At 60.9% G+C, this 16363-nt stretch carries 15 protein-coding genes and 1 pseudogene; 8 read left to right on the top strand and 8 right to left on the bottom strand.

Features of this window, described 5'->3' with window-relative positions:
* Window positions 1-104: transposase (locus ACMGE0_RS22285; RefSeq protein ID WP_436818082.1), on the bottom strand; the 104-nt coding region annotated here is incomplete at its 3' end.
* A 297-nt stretch (window positions 105-401) separates the two neighbouring features.
* On the opposite strand from ACMGE0_RS22285, the gene ACMGE0_RS22280 reads away from it, so the two are divergent.
* The 4 genes from ACMGE0_RS22280 (at window position 402) to ACMGE0_RS22265 (ending at window position 4780) form a co-directional block, all read left to right on the top strand.
* Window positions 402-1322 (top strand): LysR family transcriptional regulator, encoded by a 921-nt coding sequence (locus ACMGE0_RS22280; RefSeq protein WP_436818072.1) that lies wholly within the window; start codon window positions 402-404, stop codon window positions 1320-1322.
* Between the two features lie 212 nt (window positions 1323-1534).
* Window positions 1535-2506: a Bug family tripartite tricarboxylate transporter substrate binding protein gene (locus ACMGE0_RS22275; protein WP_436818071.1), complete on the top strand. Its 972-nt coding sequence runs from the start codon at window positions 1535-1537 to the stop codon at window positions 2504-2506.
* Between the two features lie 37 nt (window positions 2507-2543).
* On the top strand, window positions 2544-4136 hold the full coding sequence (locus tag ACMGE0_RS22270) for a class I adenylate-forming enzyme family protein (protein ID WP_436818070.1): 1593 nt from the start codon (window positions 2544-2546) through the stop codon (window positions 4134-4136).
* Window positions 4133-4780 carry a 2-hydroxychromene-2-carboxylate isomerase gene (locus ACMGE0_RS22265; protein WP_436818069.1) on the top strand — a complete coding sequence of 216 codons (648 nt, stop codon included), beginning with the start codon at window positions 4133-4135 and terminating at the stop codon, window positions 4778-4780. Before ACMGE0_RS22270 ends, ACMGE0_RS22265 begins: the two co-directional genes overlap by 4 nt.
* A gap of 259 nt (window positions 4781-5039) precedes the next feature.
* On the opposite strand, the gene ACMGE0_RS22260 is transcribed toward ACMGE0_RS22265, so the two are convergent.
* Together ACMGE0_RS22260 and ACMGE0_RS22255 are read right to left on the bottom strand one after the other, a co-directional pair.
* Window positions 5040-5654 carry a hypothetical protein gene (locus tag ACMGE0_RS22260; RefSeq protein WP_436818068.1) on the bottom strand — a complete coding sequence of 205 codons (615 nt, stop codon included), beginning with the start codon at window positions 5652-5654 and terminating at the stop codon, window positions 5040-5042.
* 76 nt (window positions 5655-5730) lie between these two features.
* On the bottom strand, window positions 5731-6834 hold the full coding sequence (locus ACMGE0_RS22255) for an NAD(P)-dependent alcohol dehydrogenase (protein ID WP_436818067.1): 1104 nt from the start codon (window positions 6832-6834) through the stop codon (window positions 5731-5733).
* Between the two features lie 204 nt (window positions 6835-7038).
* Between ACMGE0_RS22255 and ACMGE0_RS22250 the strand changes: the two genes are divergently transcribed.
* The gene (locus ACMGE0_RS22250) at window positions 7039-8013 is read left to right on the top strand and encodes a Bug family tripartite tricarboxylate transporter substrate binding protein (protein ID WP_436818066.1); all 975 of its coding nucleotides are present in this window, start codon (window positions 7039-7041) and stop codon (window positions 8011-8013) included.
* Between the two features lie 43 nt (window positions 8014-8056).
* Here the strand turns inward: ACMGE0_RS22250 and ACMGE0_RS22245 are convergent, their stop codons facing one another.
* The 4 genes and pseudogenes from ACMGE0_RS22245 to ACMGE0_RS22230 all read right to left on the bottom strand — a co-directional run bounded on the left by ACMGE0_RS22245 (window position 8057) and on the right by ACMGE0_RS22230 (window position 10566).
* Window positions 8057-8707 carry a GMC family oxidoreductase gene (locus tag ACMGE0_RS22245; protein ID WP_436818081.1) on the bottom strand — a complete coding sequence of 217 codons (651 nt, stop codon included), beginning with the start codon at window positions 8705-8707 and terminating at the stop codon, window positions 8057-8059.
* Between the two features lie 138 nt (window positions 8708-8845).
* Window positions 8846-9189: pseudogene (locus ACMGE0_RS22240) on the bottom strand (GMC family oxidoreductase N-terminal domain-containing protein); the annotation flags it as partial.
* Between the two features lie 11 nt (window positions 9190-9200).
* Window positions 9201-9674, bottom strand: coding sequence for a GMC family oxidoreductase N-terminal domain-containing protein (locus tag ACMGE0_RS22235; protein WP_436818065.1), 474 nt, complete (start codon window positions 9672-9674; stop codon window positions 9201-9203).
* On the bottom strand, window positions 9664-10566 hold the full coding sequence (locus ACMGE0_RS22230; RefSeq protein ID WP_436818064.1) for an NAD(P)-dependent oxidoreductase: 903 nt from the start codon (window positions 10564-10566) through the stop codon (window positions 9664-9666). Before ACMGE0_RS22230 ends, ACMGE0_RS22235 begins: the two co-directional genes overlap by 11 nt.
* A gap of 133 nt (window positions 10567-10699) precedes the next feature.
* Between ACMGE0_RS22230 and ACMGE0_RS22225 the strand changes: the two genes are divergently transcribed.
* The 3 genes from ACMGE0_RS22225 to ACMGE0_RS22215 all read left to right on the top strand — a co-directional run bounded on the left by ACMGE0_RS22225 (window position 10700) and on the right by ACMGE0_RS22215 (window position 14940).
* Complete coding sequence (locus ACMGE0_RS22225; protein WP_436818063.1) at window positions 10700-12196, top strand: aldehyde dehydrogenase family protein; 1497 nt, start codon at window positions 10700-10702, stop codon at window positions 12194-12196.
* A gap of 117 nt (window positions 12197-12313) precedes the next feature.
* A complete protein-coding gene (locus ACMGE0_RS22220) occupies window positions 12314-13276 on the top strand; it encodes a Bug family tripartite tricarboxylate transporter substrate binding protein (RefSeq protein ID WP_436818062.1) in 963 nt (320 codons plus the stop codon).
* 53 nt (window positions 13277-13329) lie between these two features.
* On the top strand, window positions 13330-14940 hold the full coding sequence (locus ACMGE0_RS22215; protein WP_436818061.1) for a GMC family oxidoreductase: 1611 nt from the start codon (window positions 13330-13332) through the stop codon (window positions 14938-14940).
* A gap of 200 nt (window positions 14941-15140) precedes the next feature.
* On the opposite strand, the gene ACMGE0_RS22210 is transcribed toward ACMGE0_RS22215, so the two are convergent.
* Complete coding sequence (locus ACMGE0_RS22210; protein WP_436818060.1) at window positions 15141-16307, bottom strand: serine hydrolase domain-containing protein; 1167 nt, start codon at window positions 16305-16307, stop codon at window positions 15141-15143.
* Window positions 16308-16363 lie beyond the last annotated feature (56 nt).

Raw genomic sequence — 16363 nt, 5'->3', positions numbered from 1 at the left:
TGGCTAATTCCCGCCTTGCGGCAGATCTCCGCCACAGGCACACCTTCATCATCCTGCTTCAGAATGAACGCCTTCTGCGCGTCCGAAAACTGCGATGCCTTCATCGTCTTCCGTTCCTTTCCCAGCCAGGAAAAATCACCGGAAAACCCTACCCAAAAACGGTCCAGTTTGAAGGGTTCAGATCAGGCGCGGTTTGAATGGAGTCAGTGACTTGCGATTAGCAGCAGACCTGTTGCTCTTAAATTAGGAGAGAGTCGATGCGTAGCATTATCTATCATCGCTACGGTGAAAACCCCAAAACATTAGTCTCCTGTTTTGAGTTTCATTCGTGATAAAGGTGGAGACCGACTTTGCAGCAGACAAGTTGCTAGCGGTTCGGTTTGAACGGAGGAGACGGATCTTTGAGAAAATCCGGCCGCATCGATCTCAACGGGCTGATGTTGTTCTACGAGACCGTCAACGCGCGCAGCATCAACAAGGCCTCTCAACTTCTCGATATCCCCAAATCGACCATCAGCAGGCGTCTGCGCCTCCTCGAGGCGCAATTCAACTCCACCCTTCTGAAGCGGGGCTCTCACTCGCTCGGTTTGACCGAGAGCGGGCAGGCCCTTTATCGGAGGTGCGAGCTGATCGCCGACGAATTGGAAAAAGTCAACCTGCAGACCTCGCAGATACAGGACGAGTTAACGGGCGTACTGCGCGTGAGCATGCCATCGTTTTTTGTGGAGTGGGTTTCGGAGGCCATCGCCGGTTTCGCGCAGCTTCATCCCATGCTTTGTCTGGAGATCGAAGCCCATAACCGCCAGGTCAACGTTGCGGATGAACCATTCGATGTTGCAATTCACTTTGGAAAACCGGCCGAGACATTCCACCCGACACGTCGACTAATCGAGCTCCCCCGCAGCTTCTATGCCACGCCCGACTATGTGACACGGCATGGCCTCCCTTCAGGTTACATTGACCTGTCTTCCCATCACCTGATCGTCCACCAGTTTCAGATGCGTGACCGAATATTCCCCTGGCTAACACAGCAAGGTGAAGGCGCAACGCCCATCGTTCCGCGAGCTTTGGCGAACAACGCGATCATGATCCGGGACTTTGTCCTTCGCGGCCTCGGAATTGGTTTGATGCCTGACGTCATGTGCCGGGACGCCGTTAACGCCGGGTCTCTCGTTAAGATAGAACTGGATTGGCAAAGTCCGCCTTTGATGACATCGGCCACCTACATTGCCAGAGAATATGCCCCCAGAAAAATCAGGACCTTCCTCGATTTCCTGGCCGCACGCCTACAGGAACTCGTTGAAAGTCCGTCTGCCGGTTGATCAGCAATGCAGTCCGTTCCATTTTTGGAACCCCCAATCCAAGTCGGACCACCTACCGGTGCCAAGCCATGGTGCTAAACATTTTCCCATGACAGCAAATCCGAGCGGGAAGCGATCGGCCGTCAAACAGCAAAACGGAGAACGTCGCAAGCGCATGAGGAGCGCTGTCCATTAGCGGTTCGTCGTTCAAACAAGCATCTGGGAGGAACAGCATGCTTCTTCGTCGCACTTTCCTGGCGCTGTCAGTCGCAGGTTTGGCATCAACAAGCAGTTTCGCACAGCAGGCCGCTCCCTATCCAAATGGGCAGATAACCCTTGTCACCGGTTTTCCGGCTGGGTCCGGCTCGGACATTCTCGTGCGATATTTCGGCAAGGAACTGCAGGCACTAACCAAGCAGACCGTCATCGTCGAGAACAAGGCGGGCGCCGCGGGAAATATCGCCGCGGAATACGTCGCCCGCTCCAAACCGGACGGCTATAACATCTACGTGCATGCCGCGAGCTCAGTGGCTGCGAACATGCATCTGTTCAAGAAGCCGCCAATTGATGTCGCAAAAGAGCTGCAGATCGCGGCGACCATCAATCAGCAGGCTTTCATGCTGATCGTTCCTGTGGCTAGCCCTTACAAGACTGTGGCGGAGCTCGTGGAGGGGATGGACGATAAGGGCGACAAGGGCAGCTACGCCCAATCGAACACGACCGGCCGTGTGATGGGCCGTATGTTCACCGACGCCACTAAGCTCAAGACGGTGGCAATCGCGTATAAAACCGATATCGACATCTTGAACGATCTGCAAAGTGGCGTCATCGATTTTGCGATGATGAATCCCGTCTTCGCCCTCGCCCAGGTTCGGGAAGGCCGCGCGCGGGTGCTTGCGGTCAGCACGCCGGAACGGATCAAGGCTGCTCCCGAATATCCGACATTCGCGGAGGCCGGTATTCCCGATCTCGTCATGCTGAGCTGGTTTGCCGCGATGGTCCCGGCTGCCACTCCAAAACCCGTCGTTGACAAGATCAATGAATATTTCGGGGAGATCTTGTCACGACCCGCGACCGCGACGTTTCTGACGCAAAATGGCGGAGATCCCTTCATCAGCAGCCCGGAGGATGGACAGAAACTGCTGGTTCAGCAGATCGATGATTGGGCTCGATATGTGAAGATGGCGGGTATAGAGCCGCAATGAGGAAAACCCGGTCGATCCAAGCTGGAGCAGTTCCGACGTGAGCACGGAATACAATCTTTCTCCATTCGGTCAGCTGGATGTGAGTTCGCTGATCCATGACCGGGCTATAAGACGCCCGGATCATCCATTGCTCATCTGGGCACCGGCGGAAGGAGCCGAGGCAACCTGGACCTACGCCTCGTTCGCGCACCAGATCGCCTGTATTGCAGGCGGCTTGGCCAGCCGCGGCATCCGCAAGGGCGATCGCGTTCTGGTTCATCTGGAAAACTGCCCCGAAGCGCTCCTTGCCCGTTTTGCCTGTGCCTGGCTCGGCGCAGTCTGCGTTGCGTCCAATGCCATGGCTGCCGGGCCTGAATTGGCAAATCTGGCAGAGACGACAGGACCACGCGCTGCAATTACACAGCCTAAATTCGCGGATCTCATAGCATCCCATGTTCCTCATCTTGACTGGATCGCCGTCACCGGGACAGACGCCGGCGTTCAGCCACGCGCTGCAGACGTTCCGGAACGGGCTCTCCGGTTTGAACGCCTCCTGGTCGCGCCGCTTGCGCTCCAGGCACCACCAGATCCGCATGCACCAGCGCTTATCTTGTTCACAACCGGCACGACGGCTCGCGCGAAGGCCGTCTTGTGGACACACGAGAATTCTCTTTGGGCGTCCTGCCTGGGCGCTCTACAACAGGGTTTCCGGTCAGACGATGTCGTGCAACTCTTCCTGCCCCTTTTCCATGTCGTTGGCTTTTCCTGGACCTTCCTGCCAATCCTCTGGACGGGAGGCACCGTGCTGCTTCAATCCCGTTTCTCGGCGAGCCGGTTCTGGCCCCTCGCCCTGAAGCACCGCGCGACGATCTCGGCACATGTTCCGTTCACACTTGCCGCCTTGCAGCAGCAGGAAAAACCGGACCACCACTTTTTCCAGATGTGGATCACCAATCGCCAGATGCCTGAACTGCAGCGCACCTACGGCATCCAGAAATTCTCATCGGCCTGGGGAATGACAGAAATGATCGCCCAGCCGATCATTGGTGGCACCGATCATGGTCCACTCGCCGCAAACTCAATCGGGCGGCCGTCCATGGGTTACCGGATCAGAATTGAGGATCGTCGTGGTGAACAGGTCGATCCTGGCGGTGAGGGTGAGTTGCTGGTTGGGGGCGAGCGCGGACGCACTCTATTTCGGGAATATTTCGGCAACCCTCAGGCAACCCGCGACGCGTTTGACGACAGGGGCTTTTTCAAGACGGGAGACCGGGTGCGCCTGCTTGAGGATGGCAGCATCATGTTCGTCGATCGCATCAAGGACGTCATCAAGGTGGGGGGTGAAGGTGTTTCGGCAAGCGAGGTCGAGGCTGTGATCCAGCAGATAGATGGCGTGGCGGAAGTCGCGGTCGTGGCCAGACCCGATCCACTTCGCAGCGAGGTTCCGGTTGCTTTCGTCGTCCTGCAAGCCGGCTATGGAAAGGAGATTACGAATGTGATCTTGCAGCGATGCCAGCATTACCTCGCCAAGTTCAAGGTTCCGCACGAGATACACTTCCTGGACGAGCTGCCAAAGGTTGGCTTCGGAAAAGTTTCGAAGGTCAAGTTGAGAACGCTCGCGGCAGAGGCTTCGGAGAGCGCCGCCCGATGATAGGCTCTCCAATCGATTTCTACTTCGACCCGATATCTCCGTTCTCCTACCTCGCGACGACCCAGATCGACCGGCTTGCCGGCAGGCATGGCAGAACGGTGGAATGGCACCCTTTGCTCGTCGGCATCACGATGACCAAAGTGATGGGCCTCAAGCCGATCCCTGACACTCCCCTCAAGTCCACATATTCGTGGATGGATGCCGAACGGCAGGCCGCGATGCTTGGAGTGCCGTTGCGTCGGCATGGTCTCAAGAATATCAACTCGCTCGCCGCGTGCCGTGCTTATCTTTGGCTTGGCGACAACGATCCTGCGCTGGCGCGGGAGTTGGTCAAGCGTATCTCGGCACGATTATGGGTCGACGGCGAGGATATCACCCGACCAGAGTTCGTTCTGAGTGAGGCTGCTGCCTTCGGCGCGGACGTACAAGGTTTGGAGCAAGCTCTTGCCGCCCCGGAACTCAAGGAAAGGCTCATGCAGGCTGTGGACAAGGCAATCGCCCGCGGTGTATTTGGAGTGCCTTTTTTCTTTGTCGATGGCGAGGCCTTGTGGGGCTGTGATCGTCTTTGGATGCTCGATTTCAAGCTTGCGACTGGCCGCTGGCCCACGAGCGACGAATGGGTGAACCTCCTCCAAGGGACTTAGCGGCCTCGCATTGTCAGCGTGACCCGCGCCGCCATCCACCACCAATGATCTCCGTGCTGGATAGCTGTAGCTGCGCGTGACGCGCAACCAAAAGATGACGGTCACTTGGAGATCGCGCCGGCGTGTACATCGGCGAACTCACATTTTGTAGCTGAACAGACTAGAACCACCCGGCTATTCAAAGCTGACGGACAATATGCGGTGTGAAATAGCTGCCGACGGTCAGACGTTCCTCGACGTGTTCCCGCATCGGAGAAATTCACGATATCCCCGACACCGCTATGATCGGTGGTGTCTCAAGTTGATCCGCGATCACCGCCCAACGATCGGCAAACCGACCATAGGCTGTCTTGATATCGCATCCGAGCGGAAGTTCTGGGCATTCGTTCTCGCCATTGGTTCCCCAGTTGACCCACCCGGATTGACGGCGCTGTACGATCTGGAAGGCGCCAGACGCGGCCGAGGTCCACCAGACCATCGCCCGTCCCGACGATTCATGATATTCGACCGTCTTCGTCGCCGGACCGGGAAAGATCGTCGCGTGCGGCACGGCCGAGACATCGACCGCTTCTTCCGTCAGTATCCAGGGCCGATCATTGAGATCCGCCTTGACATGTGAGGCCGCCCTCACGCGCGCCAGGCGCTCACGGATTTCATGCTCCGGCAGTACGTTTTCCCAGGCACAGAACAGCCGCCAATAGAGATCCCAATGCGCCGACTCGATATCGGAAAGCTGAGAACGGAACTCCTCGAGCTTTCCGCCCGTGCTCGTGGAATTGGCGACGGTCTCGGCAACCATCGCCACCAGCTCGCCGGCATAGGGGTCGCCGGCCCGATACCGGGTGCCGCCATAGGCCGCGAACCGGTCGAACACGAGCTCGCCGGGACCGCCTTCGAATTCGTCGCCAACCGTTATCCTGTTGGTGACGGAGCGGCCGTTGCGGTCGGCGCTAGCCCATCCGCAGCACGGGCTTGATCGCCTCGCCGCTGTGCTGGGCGTGAAAGGCCTCGTTGATCTCGTCGAAATCGTAGAAGCGGATCAGTCGGTCGAACGGGAAGCGCCCCTGCCTGTAGAGATCGATCAGGAAGGGGATGAAGAGCTTCGGATTGCTGTTGCCTTCCACGATCCCGCGCACCTTCTTGCCGAGCAGCATGCTGCGTACCGGCAGATACAGTTCAGACCCGTCGCTCGGCGCCGTCACGAAGCCGCAGATGCCGCGTGGTGCGAGGACGTCGATCGCCTGCCGCATGACGGAGGCAACCGCGGTCGTATCGAGCGCCTGGTCGACGCCGTCGCCGGTGATCCGCAGGATCTCCGCCACCACATCCGGGCCCGTCGCCATGATCGCGTGATCGGCGCCGAGCTCCAGCGCCATGTCGAGGCGGGTCTGCACCCGGTCGACGGCGATGATCGTCTTCGCGCCGGCATGGCGTGCTGCCATAACGGCACTCAAGCCCAGGCTGCCGGCGCCGAAGACTGCGAACCGGTCGCCGGGACAGACCTTGAGGTCGTTGAGAGCGGCGCCCGCTCCGGTCTGAATGCCGCAGCCGAGCGGGCCGAGGATTTCCAGCGGCACGTCGTCCGGCACCTTGATGACGTTGCGTTCCGTGCCGATCGCATAGGTGGCGAAAGACGATTGCCCGAAGAAATCGCCATGCACGGCCGCGCCGCCTTCGTCGCAGAGATAGGCGCTGCCGCCGTCCGGCCGCGCGCAACCGAAGTTCAGCGGATACTGCTGGTAGCAATAGGCGGGCTCCGCCTCCCGGCAGCTCCGGCAGGTCCCGCAATAGGCAAAGGTCATGACCACGTGGTCGCCCGCCTTCAGCTCCGTAACCGCCGTTCCGACCGCTTCCACGATGCCGGCACCCTCGTGACCGAGCACCACGGGCCGGGCCTTCACGAGCAGGTTCGAGCCCGCGCATTTCAGATCCGTATGGCAGACGCCGGCTGCAACGATCCTGACCAGCACTTCGTGCGGCTGCGGCCCCTTGAGTTCCAATGGGCGGATGGTGATGGTGTTGTCCTTGCCGACAACGGCGGCTTTGATCTGCATGGTTCCTCCCAGGATCGGTTGCTTTGGCTTCGCCCGGGTCACGAGACCCCAAGCGGAAGCATCCTCCGTTGATCATTATAAAATGCTGTTTGACGGAGATTCAACATATGGTTACCTTATATTTGACGCGAAGGGGAGGAGACGTTTCGCGTCAGGATCGTCCGGTTTGCTCGAAGAGCGGAACCGTTTTTGGAGGAGAAAGCAATGAAAAGCTTTATATCCGGCGCCTTTGCGCTGGGTGTTTCCGTTTGCCTGGCGGTCGGCGCCGCCCGCGCCGCCGATGGCAATTATCCCAGCCGGCAGGTGACGATCATCACCGGCTTCGCCGCCGGCAGCGGCGCCGACATCTACTCCCGCTATTTTGCCAAGCAGCTGGAAGAAGCGACGAAGCACACGTTTGTCGTCGAAAACAAGCCGGGCGGCTTTGGCAGCATCGCGGCCGTCGCGGCGGCCCGGGCCACGCCCGACGGCTATACCCTGTTCATCGGCGGCGCCGATACGTTCAGCGCCACACCTTATGTTTTCAAGCAGGCGCCGTTCGATCCTCGCAAGGACTTCGTCTATGTGGCGCCGATCTTCGGTCAGGGCTTCACGCTCCTGGTCAGCTCGAAATCGCCCTACAAGACGCTTGCTGATCTGACCGCCGCAATGAAGCAGAAGGGCTCGAAGGGGTCCTACGCCACGTCCAACAACGTCTCGACGATCCTCGCAGAGGTCTACAAGCAAAGTGCCGGACTGGAAACGGTGCAGGTGCGCTATAAGGCGACCGCCGACGTGGCCAACGACCTCGATAGCGGTTCGATCGACTTCATTGTCGCCGATCCCGTCTTCGGCCTCGCTCGCGCACGGGACGGCAGCGGTCGTCTATTGGCGATCAGCACGGCGAAACGCATTTCCAGCATGTCGGATGTGCAGCCCTTCAAGGACCAGGGGGTCGATGTTGACCTGAACATCTGGTGGCTGGTTGCCGCCCCCGCCGGCACACCGCAGCCGGTGGTCGATAAGCTGAACGGCCTGCTGAGCAAGATCGTCCGGTCCGACGCGACCCGCGAATTCGTCGGCAAGAACGGCGGGGAACCGCTGACGGCCGATTCCTCCGCCACGACCTACAAGATGGTCGAGCGCGAGATCAACGATTGGGCCCGCTACGTCAAAGTCGGCAACATCGAGCCGCAATAGTCTTCATGCGACGGGCCGGTGTATCTCCGGCCCCTTCGGCATCTCAGAGAGCCGCGTGGAATTCGGCCTTGATCATGTCGGCCGCCTTCTCGCCGATCATCATCGTGGTGGCGTTTATGTTGCCGCTGATATGATCGGGAAACACCGACGCATCAGCGACCCACAATCCCACCGTTCCGCGCACTTTCAGATCGGGCGTAACCACCGCCTCAGGATCGCTGCCCATGCGGCAGGTGCCGATCGGATGCATGAAGCTGCGGGAGTTGAGGCGCACGAAGTTGCGGTCCGATTCCGGTCCGGCTCCGGCCGGCGGATAGGATGAACGATCCACGACATGCCGTCCGAAAGGTTCTTCCTCGATTACCTGGCGCACGATACCGAGCCCGCGGGCAAGCGTTTCGAGGTCGGCCTCATCCTCGAACAATCGATAGTGGATTTCGACCGGATCGGCGGGATCGCGGGAGCGGAGGGTTACATGGCTGCGGCTTCCCGGATAGTTCAGGTTGACGCCAACCGAGATCAGTGATCTCGGCTTCAGCACCACCCTGCCCGCCGTATTGAATTCGCTGGCATAAGGGAAGAACGTCACCTGTAGATCGGGGCTTTCGAGATCGGGCCTGGAACGAACAAAGCCAATGGCCTCCGCCGAAGCCGCTCCCACCGGGCCTTGGCCGGCGATCAGCCAGTGCGCCATATGATAGAGTGCACGCAATCCCCGCGACTGATTGTTGGCGGTGGGGGTATCCACCTCCATGACCATCCGAAAGCCCGCGTGATCGCGCATGTCCCGGCCCAGGCGGGGAAGGTCCCGCCGAATCGCGATGCCGTGCCGCTTCAGCACGTCCGATGGGCCGACACCGGAGAGCATCAGGAATTGCGGGCTATTGAACGTGCCGAGCGATATCACGACCCCACGTCGCGCCTTGAATGTCACGAGACTGTCGCCTCGCCTGGCCACCAGACCGGTGGCACGCGCCCCTCGAACATCAGCCTTTCGGCTCGGCAGCCGGGCAGGACTTGAAGATTGGACCGCTTGAGATGAGGCGCAATATACCCGTCGTAGGGCGAGACGCGGACGCCGCGGCGAACCATGCCCTGGACGTAGCCAATTCCCTCCTGAGATGCGCCATTATAGTCGGGATTGAAGGGAAATCCCTGCCAGCCAGCAGCTGCGATGAAGGGATTGGTCAGCGGGGGCGATAGGTCGGCAGGGCGACGTCCTGGGGTCCCAGTCCGCCGCGCAGGCCGTTGTCGGCCAAATCGGAGTTCTCAAGCCGGCGGAAGAGCGGCAATACGCTCAGCCAGTCCCATCCGCGATTGCCCATGCCGGACCAGCGGTCGAAATCCACCGGCGCGCCACGCGCGAAGATCAGGCCGTTGATCGCAGACGAACCGCCCAGCACCCTGCCCCTGGCGATCTGGTCGACCCGGCCGTTCCGGGTAGGATCGGGCTCCGTCCTGAAGCGGTAGTCGTAGCGCGGATGACCGAGCGTTGTCAGCACGGCCGCCGGTATTTTCGTCAGGCGCAGACGATCGGTCTTTCCTGCGTCGACCAGCGCGACCTTCAGGCTGGAATTCTCGCTCAGTCGACCGGCGACCACGCAACCGGCGCTGCCGGCGCCTACGACGACGATGTCGATCTCGTGGGCCTCATCGGCCATCGCCCTCTCCCACCTCGGTCGCCCAGAATGCGTAGGCCCTGGTGTGATCGCCGTAGCCGCCGATCGCGTCACGCGCCTCGGCCATGCGGTCATGGACGGCATGCGTGACGGTTGCCTTAACCGCCTTCGCATCGGCAAGGTCAGCGGCGATCTTGATATCCTTGGTGAAGAGGTCGAGAGCGAAATTGCGGGTTTCATTCCTTGCGATGATGCGCTTGATCGAGGTTTCGGTGGCGAAACTGCGCGCCGTCGAAACATTGAACACCTCCACCATCATCGCCGGATCGAGGCCATATTGCCGACCGATGATCAGTGCCTCGCAGGCACCGACATAGGCGGCCGCCGAAACGTAGTTGTTCATCGATTTCATCACGTGGCCGGAACCAAGCTTCCCGAGCCGGAAGATCTTCTTGCCGAGATGGGACAGCACGGCAGCGGCACGGTCGACTGCCTCTTCGCTGTCGCCGCCCATCATGAAGACGAGGTTGGCAGTGCGCGCGCCCATCCAGCCGCCGGAGACAGGGGCGTCGATCAGCGAAACGCCATATCGCGTAAGATGGGCACCGAGTTCACGTGTGCTTTCAGGCGGCGAAGACGTTGTGTCAATGACGAGGCTGCCGGGCTTCAGATTGGCGAGCAGGCCCTTCTCTCCGCCCTCGTCGAGGACGGCGCGTACCACGGCACCAGTCGGCACCATGGTCATGATCACCGAGGCTCGGGCCAGATCGGCCGGCGCATCAGGCAGTGCCGTTCCGTGCTCCCGAGCGAAGGCGGCCCGCTTGTCGGTATCAATGTCGTAGGCCAGCACCTCATATCCGGCCTTCACCAGATGCGCCGCCATGTGGGAGCCCATATTGCCGAGCCCGATGAATCCGATGATCCGATCCCTCACGTCTTCCTCCCGTCACGATGATCCCCAACTGCGGAATTTTTACGATGATGGATTGCGTTTGTCTATCACGAATACTAAGGTGGCCTGATACTCGCAGAGGAGCACTTTACGAAGTGGCGAGGAGGAGAAAACTATGAGCGTCAATGTCTCGATGGCGGCTATCCCTGCCGCCGTGACCGATTTCATTCATGGCTCCCACCAATTGCTGATCGACGGCAGATGGATCGCGGCATCTTCGGAAAAAACCTTTTCTACGCGCAATCCGGCAAATGGCAGCATCCTTGCGCAGATCGCCTCGGCTGAAGCCGCGGATGTCGATCTTGCCGTAGCGGCGGCACGGCGCGCCTTCGAGGACGGGCCCTGGTCGCGCATGACACCGGCAGCACGGGCCAAGCTCATCTGGCGGCTTGCCGACGCATTGGAGGCGAAGGCAGAGGAATTCGCTTTCATCGAGACACTCGACAATGGCAAGCCGCTCAACGACGCGAGGATCATTGACCTGCCCCATTCGATCGAGGTGCTTCGCTACTACGCAGGCTGGTGCACCAAGCTCAACGGCGAGTCCGTTTCGCTTTCCAACCCTGGCACATGGCACGCCTACACGATGCGGGAGCCTGTCGGCGTCGTCGGATCGATAACGCCATGGAACGCTCCGCTGATGATGGCGGTCTCGAAACTGGCACCGGCGCTGGCGGCCGGTTGCACGGTGGTGCTCAAACCCGCGGAACAGACGCCGCTGACGGCGTTGAGACTCGGCCAGCTCATTCTCGACATTGGCTTCCCTGACGGCGTCGTCAATATCCTGACGGGATTCGGCGAGACCGCGGGCGCCGCGATCACGGCGCATCCCGGTGTGGACAAGATCACCTTCACCGGTTCGACGGAAGTCGGCCGCATCATCGTCAAGGCGGCCGCCGGCGACTTCAAGCGCGTCACGCTGGAACTTGGCGGCAAGACACCGGTCATCGTCTTCCCCGATGCGGATATCGACCGGGCGATCGAAGGCGCCGCCCGGTCGATCTTCTCCAATGCCGGACAGATCTGCAACGCCGGCTCGCGTCTCTATGCCCATCGCGATGTATTCGACCAGCTGATCGAAGGCGTCGCACGGCGGGCGGGCGAGTTCCGCGTCGGCAACGGTCTGGAGGCTTCCACCCAGATGGGACCTGTCGTTTCGCAGGAACAGCTCGACCGGATTTCCGGCTTCATCGCCTCCGGCAGGAGCCAGGGCGCCCAAGTCCGCGCAGGAGGCGGCAGGATCGGCAGCGAAGGCTTTTTCGTCCAGCCGACCGTGCTCACGGGGACACGGCCCGACATGGATGTCGTCCGGCAGGAGATTTTCGGGCCGGTGCTCTGCGCCATGTCCTACGAGGAAGCCGATCTCGACCGCATCGCCCGCGAAGCGAATGCCACGAGCTACGGCCTCGGCGCCGTCTTATGGACGAAGGACCTGGCGACTGCTCACAAGATGGCCAAAAAGCTCAAAGCAGGTACCGTGAGGGTCAACGGGGGAGGGCTGGATCCTGCCCTGCCGTTCGGCGGTTTCAAGCAATCGGGCTGGGGCCGCGAGCTCGGGCGCGAGGGCGTTGAGGCTTATACGGAGCTGAAGTCCGTGGCGATGGCGCTCTGACGGCCTGGACGCTCCACTCTCATAAGGATCGGCGCGACGGAGGAGGTCGTGCTGGCAACTGCAATCGGGTGTCATGCCGGCTTCACTCGACCGGCAAACAAGGGAGGAGAGGACAGAATGTTTCGCAGAACTTTCATGGCGCTGGGGCTTGCCGCGGCATTACCGCTCGGCGCCCAGGCCCAGGACTATCCCAGCAAGGACATCCATATCATCTGCACCTTCCCGGCGGGAAGCGGCGCGGATATTCTCGTCCGCTTCATGGCCGAGAAGATCAAGGCGCAGGCGGGCGGCGCGACCGTCATTGTCGAGAACAAGCCGGGTGCGGCCGGAAGCATAGGCACCCAGTTCGTCGCCCGCTCCCCGGCAGATGGCCATACGATCCTGATGGATGCCGGCACCACGATCGCTTCGATCATGTCGCGCTTCAAGCAACCGCCGATCGACGTCGCCAAGGATCTGCAGATGGTGGCGAGCATCAACCGCCAAGCCTTCATGATCGTGGTAGACGCCAAGAGCGACATCAAGACGCTCGATCAGCTCACCGAGAAGCTGAAGACGGAAGGCAGCAATGCCTCCTATGCGGCGGCTGCCAATTCCGGCATGGTGCTCGGCGAACTCTACAAGCAGGCAGCCAAGCTCGATACGGTGCAGGTAAAGTATGAAACCTCGGCGGCGTCGCTGAATGACCTTCTGTCGGGCCGGCTTCTCTTCGCCACTCTCGATCCGGTCTTCTCGCTGGCACAGCAACGCGAGGGCCGGCTGAGAGTCCTCGCTGTCGCCAGCGCCGAGCGGCTTGCTTCGATCCCGGACATCCCGACCCTGAAGGAAAACGGCCTTCCGATCGACGTGACCACCTGGTTCTCCGCAGCCGTTCCGGCAGGCACGCCCAAGCCCATCGTCGACAAAATCAACGGCTGGTTCAACGCCGCGTTGAAACAGGAGGACACCGTGAAGTTTCTCAACAATTCCGGTGGCGATCCATGGTCCAGTACCCCTGAAGCGACCCAGCAGATGCTGATCAAGGCGATCGACGATTGGCGTGAATTCATCCGGATCGCCAATATCCCGCCGGCCGGCTGATCATCCCCGAGCTTCCGCCCGAGCATGGGAGCCGTTCTTTTCCGAGTAAGGACATGACCTCCACGTATGATTACATCATCGTCGGTGCGGGCTCGGCAGGCTGTGTCCTCGCCAACCGGCTGACAGAAGACCAAAACATGCGCGTGCTGCTGCTCGAGGCCGGCCGGCCGGACAGGCATCCGTGGCTTGCCCTGCCGATTGCGTTCTACATGATGTCCTTCAACAAGCATTACACGTGGCAGTTCTGCACCGAGCCCGAGCCGGGCCTCAACGGCCGGCGCATTTTTCTGCGCCGCGGCCGCACGCTCGGTGGCACGTCCTCGATCAATGGAATGATCTTCGCACGCGGCAATCCGCGCGACTACGACACCTGGCGCCAGCGCGGCCTGGACGGCTGGAGCTATCAGGACGTGCTGCCCTATTTCAAGCGGCTGGAAAACAGCTGGCGCGGCGACGGCGAATATCACAGCGGCGAAGGCCCCATAAAGGTTTCGCAGACCCGCCATCCGCAGATGCTCTATGACGCGTTGCAGGACGCCGCCCTCACCTATGGCCTGCCGAACCGGGACGATTACAATGGCGCCGACACCGAGGGCGTCAGCAGGATCGAACTGGCTGTCGGCGACGGCATCCGCCAGAGCACGGCGCGAACCTATCTTCGCCCTGCTCTGGCCAGGCCGAACCTCACTGTGAAAACCGGCGCCATCCTGCGACGGGTTCTTATCGAGAAGGGCCGGGCGATCGGCGTCGAATACAGGCGGGACGGCAAGCTTCGAAAGGTCTATGTGGATCGGGAAGTCATTCTATCGGCAGGCCCATACAAATCGCCGCAGATGCTGATGCTTTCGGGTATCGGGCCGGCGGACCATCTGCGGGAGTTCGGAATAGGCGTTCTGCATGATCTGCCGGGTGTTGGGCAGAACCTCTCCGAACATCCGAACATGCTGGCAATCTTCAAAGCGAGGAACAAGGGAACCTTCCTCGAACAGTTGCGCCTCGATCGGGCCGTCGTCTCCGGCGCCCGCTGGCACTTATTCCGGAAGGGCCCGTTTACCAGTAACGGGGCCGCGGCGGTGATCTTCGCCAAGACGGAGCCGCATCTGGATCGGCCGGATGTGCAGCTCGTCTGCTCCTCGGTCGCGAACGACGCCAAGCTCCGGTTCCCGGGCCTCACTGCCCCGGCGGTCCATTCCTTCACCGCCCGCGTCGGCACGCTCTATCCCCGCTCCCGCGGTTGGGTGAAACTCGGCTCGGCCGATCCGGATGCTGCTCCCCGCATCCAGTTCAACCTCTTCACCGAACGCGCGGATATGGACGATATGGTCAAGGCCATGCGGCTGACCCGCGAAATCTACAATTCAGGCCGACAGAGAGAATTGATCGAGGATGAACTATTTCCCGGCAAGGAGGTGAAGAGCGATACCGAACTCGAGGCGGTTATACGTGCCACCGTGCTTGTGCGCCAACATGCGCTCGGCACCTGCACGATGGGTGTCACGCCGGGCAGCGTGGTGGATTGCGAGTTGCGGGTCCATGGCATTGATGGGCTGCGGGTGATTGATGCTTCCGTCATGCCGGAAGAGCCGGGGGGCAACACCAATATTCCGACAATCATGATCGCCGAGAAAGCATCCGACCTGATCCGCCGATCGCGTAACGCATAAGCCTAGAACCCGCACCAGCCGAACCGGACAACGACAAATCCCACATTGCATGGAGGCCTTCTTCGAGATGGCGGCAAGAATCCTCGCAGCTCTCGTCGGAGGTGCAAGCGAGCCCGGCGCAGCAAGCCTGTCCAAGCTCCCAGTGCTTGCGGAAAGGTGGGGCGATTGGCGAGACCTTTCGTCAACCAGTTGAAACGCCTTTAGAAGGACGAGCGAGGGATGACATCATCATAGATGGCATTTCGGAGATCGGTGCGAAACCTGCCGGACAGGCCTTCGAAGGTGGTGTTGGTGAGGGCCACCACCGACAAGCGTTGAACCGGATCGATGAACCAGGAGTGCCCATAGGCGCCGCCCCACTCAATCGTGCCCTCTGATTGCCGTGTCATGGCAAGGCTTGAGTCCCTCAGCACGGCCCAACCCAACCCGAAGCCCCATCCTGGGCCCTGGGTCGCGGCATGGGCACCGACATGGTCGTCCATCATCATCGCGACGGAGCTTCGACGAAGAATCGGACCGCCATCCAATCGAATAGCCTCGAGGAAGCTCATGAACTCCCCTGCCGTTCCGGCCATTCCCGCGCCGCCGGACTGGTAGGATGACGGGTCGCGAATCCGGCCCGGGTGAAAACGGACCGCGCTGTGCAGCAGCGGCTTGATTGTCTCGCCCTCCATGCGAACCGGCTCCGGATTGCCATCGACATAAGGCACTACCAGTTCCGTTCCGTCGGCCACCGAGAAATTGGTCAGTTCCATGCCGAGCGGCCGCGTCACAAAGCGACGGACGATCTCGTCCAGGCTGGTGTCGCAAAGTCTCTCCAGCAATATGCCGAGCACATCGTATCCCAGCGAATAACCCCAACCCTGGCCGGGCTCATAAAGAAGCGGCACCTGTGCGAGCCGCCGCAGGTTCTCCTCTCCGGAAAGCCCAGGCAGATCCAATCCGTCCGACACGTCAAAGGCATGATAAGGCGAGCCTGCGGGCTGGAGAAAGCGGTAGCTCAGGCCGGCCGTGTGAGTGAGAAGATGCCGGACCCGGATCGTGGCCGCAGATCCATCGGCAAGACGAGGCGTGAACAGGGGTAGAAAGGCCGTGACGGGAGTATCGAGATCCAGCCGTTCCCGCTCGACGAGCCGGATAGCTGCCGCAGCCACCAGCGGCTTTGTCAAGGAAGCCAGCCGGAATACGGAATGGACCTGCATCGGCGTGGCGGCCTCGCGGTCCGTCCACCCTGCGGCGATCCGGCAAACCGGGCGGCCGTCCTGCTTCACGAGAATCACGGTCCCGACGAGGGCGCGCTTGTCGATCGCATCGCCAACAACCGCCTCGACCCTGCTGACGATCGCCCCGTCACCCTTGACGTCCACCCCTGGCCTCCCAAAACAAGCCCATGACCGGATTGAACCGGCCGTAGCCCCGCTGC

The organism is Neorhizobium descurainiae (assembly GCF_051400715.1).
Lineage (GTDB): Bacteria > Pseudomonadota > Alphaproteobacteria > Rhizobiales > Rhizobiaceae > Neorhizobium.
This window is presented reverse-complemented; position numbering and strand designations above follow the sequence as displayed.

Bases quoted from the DNA above. Each gene is read 5' to 3' on its own strand.
- ACMGE0_RS22275 (WP_436818071.1), top strand. From the start codon at position 1,535: ATGCTTCTTCGTCGCACTTTCCTGGCGCTGTCAGTCGCAGGTTTGGCA.
- ACMGE0_RS22265 (WP_436818069.1), top strand. From the start codon at position 4,133: ATGATAGGCTCTCCAATCGATTTCTACTTCGACCCGATATCTCCGTTC.
- ACMGE0_RS22255 (WP_436818067.1), bottom strand. From the start codon at position 6,834: ATGCAGATCAAAGCCGCCGTTGTCGGCAAGGACAACACCATCACCATC.
- ACMGE0_RS22250 (WP_436818066.1), top strand. From the start codon at position 7,039: ATGAAAAGCTTTATATCCGGCGCCTTTGCGCTGGGTGTTTCCGTTTGC.
- ACMGE0_RS22245 (WP_436818081.1), bottom strand. From the start codon at position 8,707: ATGGCGCACTGGCTGATCGCCGGCCAAGGCCCGGTGGGAGCGGCTTCG.
- ACMGE0_RS22235 (WP_436818065.1), bottom strand. From the start codon at position 9,674: ATGGCCGATGAGGCCCACGAGATCGACATCGTCGTCGTAGGCGCCGGC.
- ACMGE0_RS22225 (WP_436818063.1), top strand. From the start codon at position 10,700: ATGAGCGTCAATGTCTCGATGGCGGCTATCCCTGCCGCCGTGACCGAT.
- ACMGE0_RS22220 (WP_436818062.1), top strand. From the start codon at position 12,314: ATGTTTCGCAGAACTTTCATGGCGCTGGGGCTTGCCGCGGCATTACCG.
- ACMGE0_RS22215 (WP_436818061.1), top strand. From the start codon at position 13,330: ATGACCTCCACGTATGATTACATCATCGTCGGTGCGGGCTCGGCAGGC.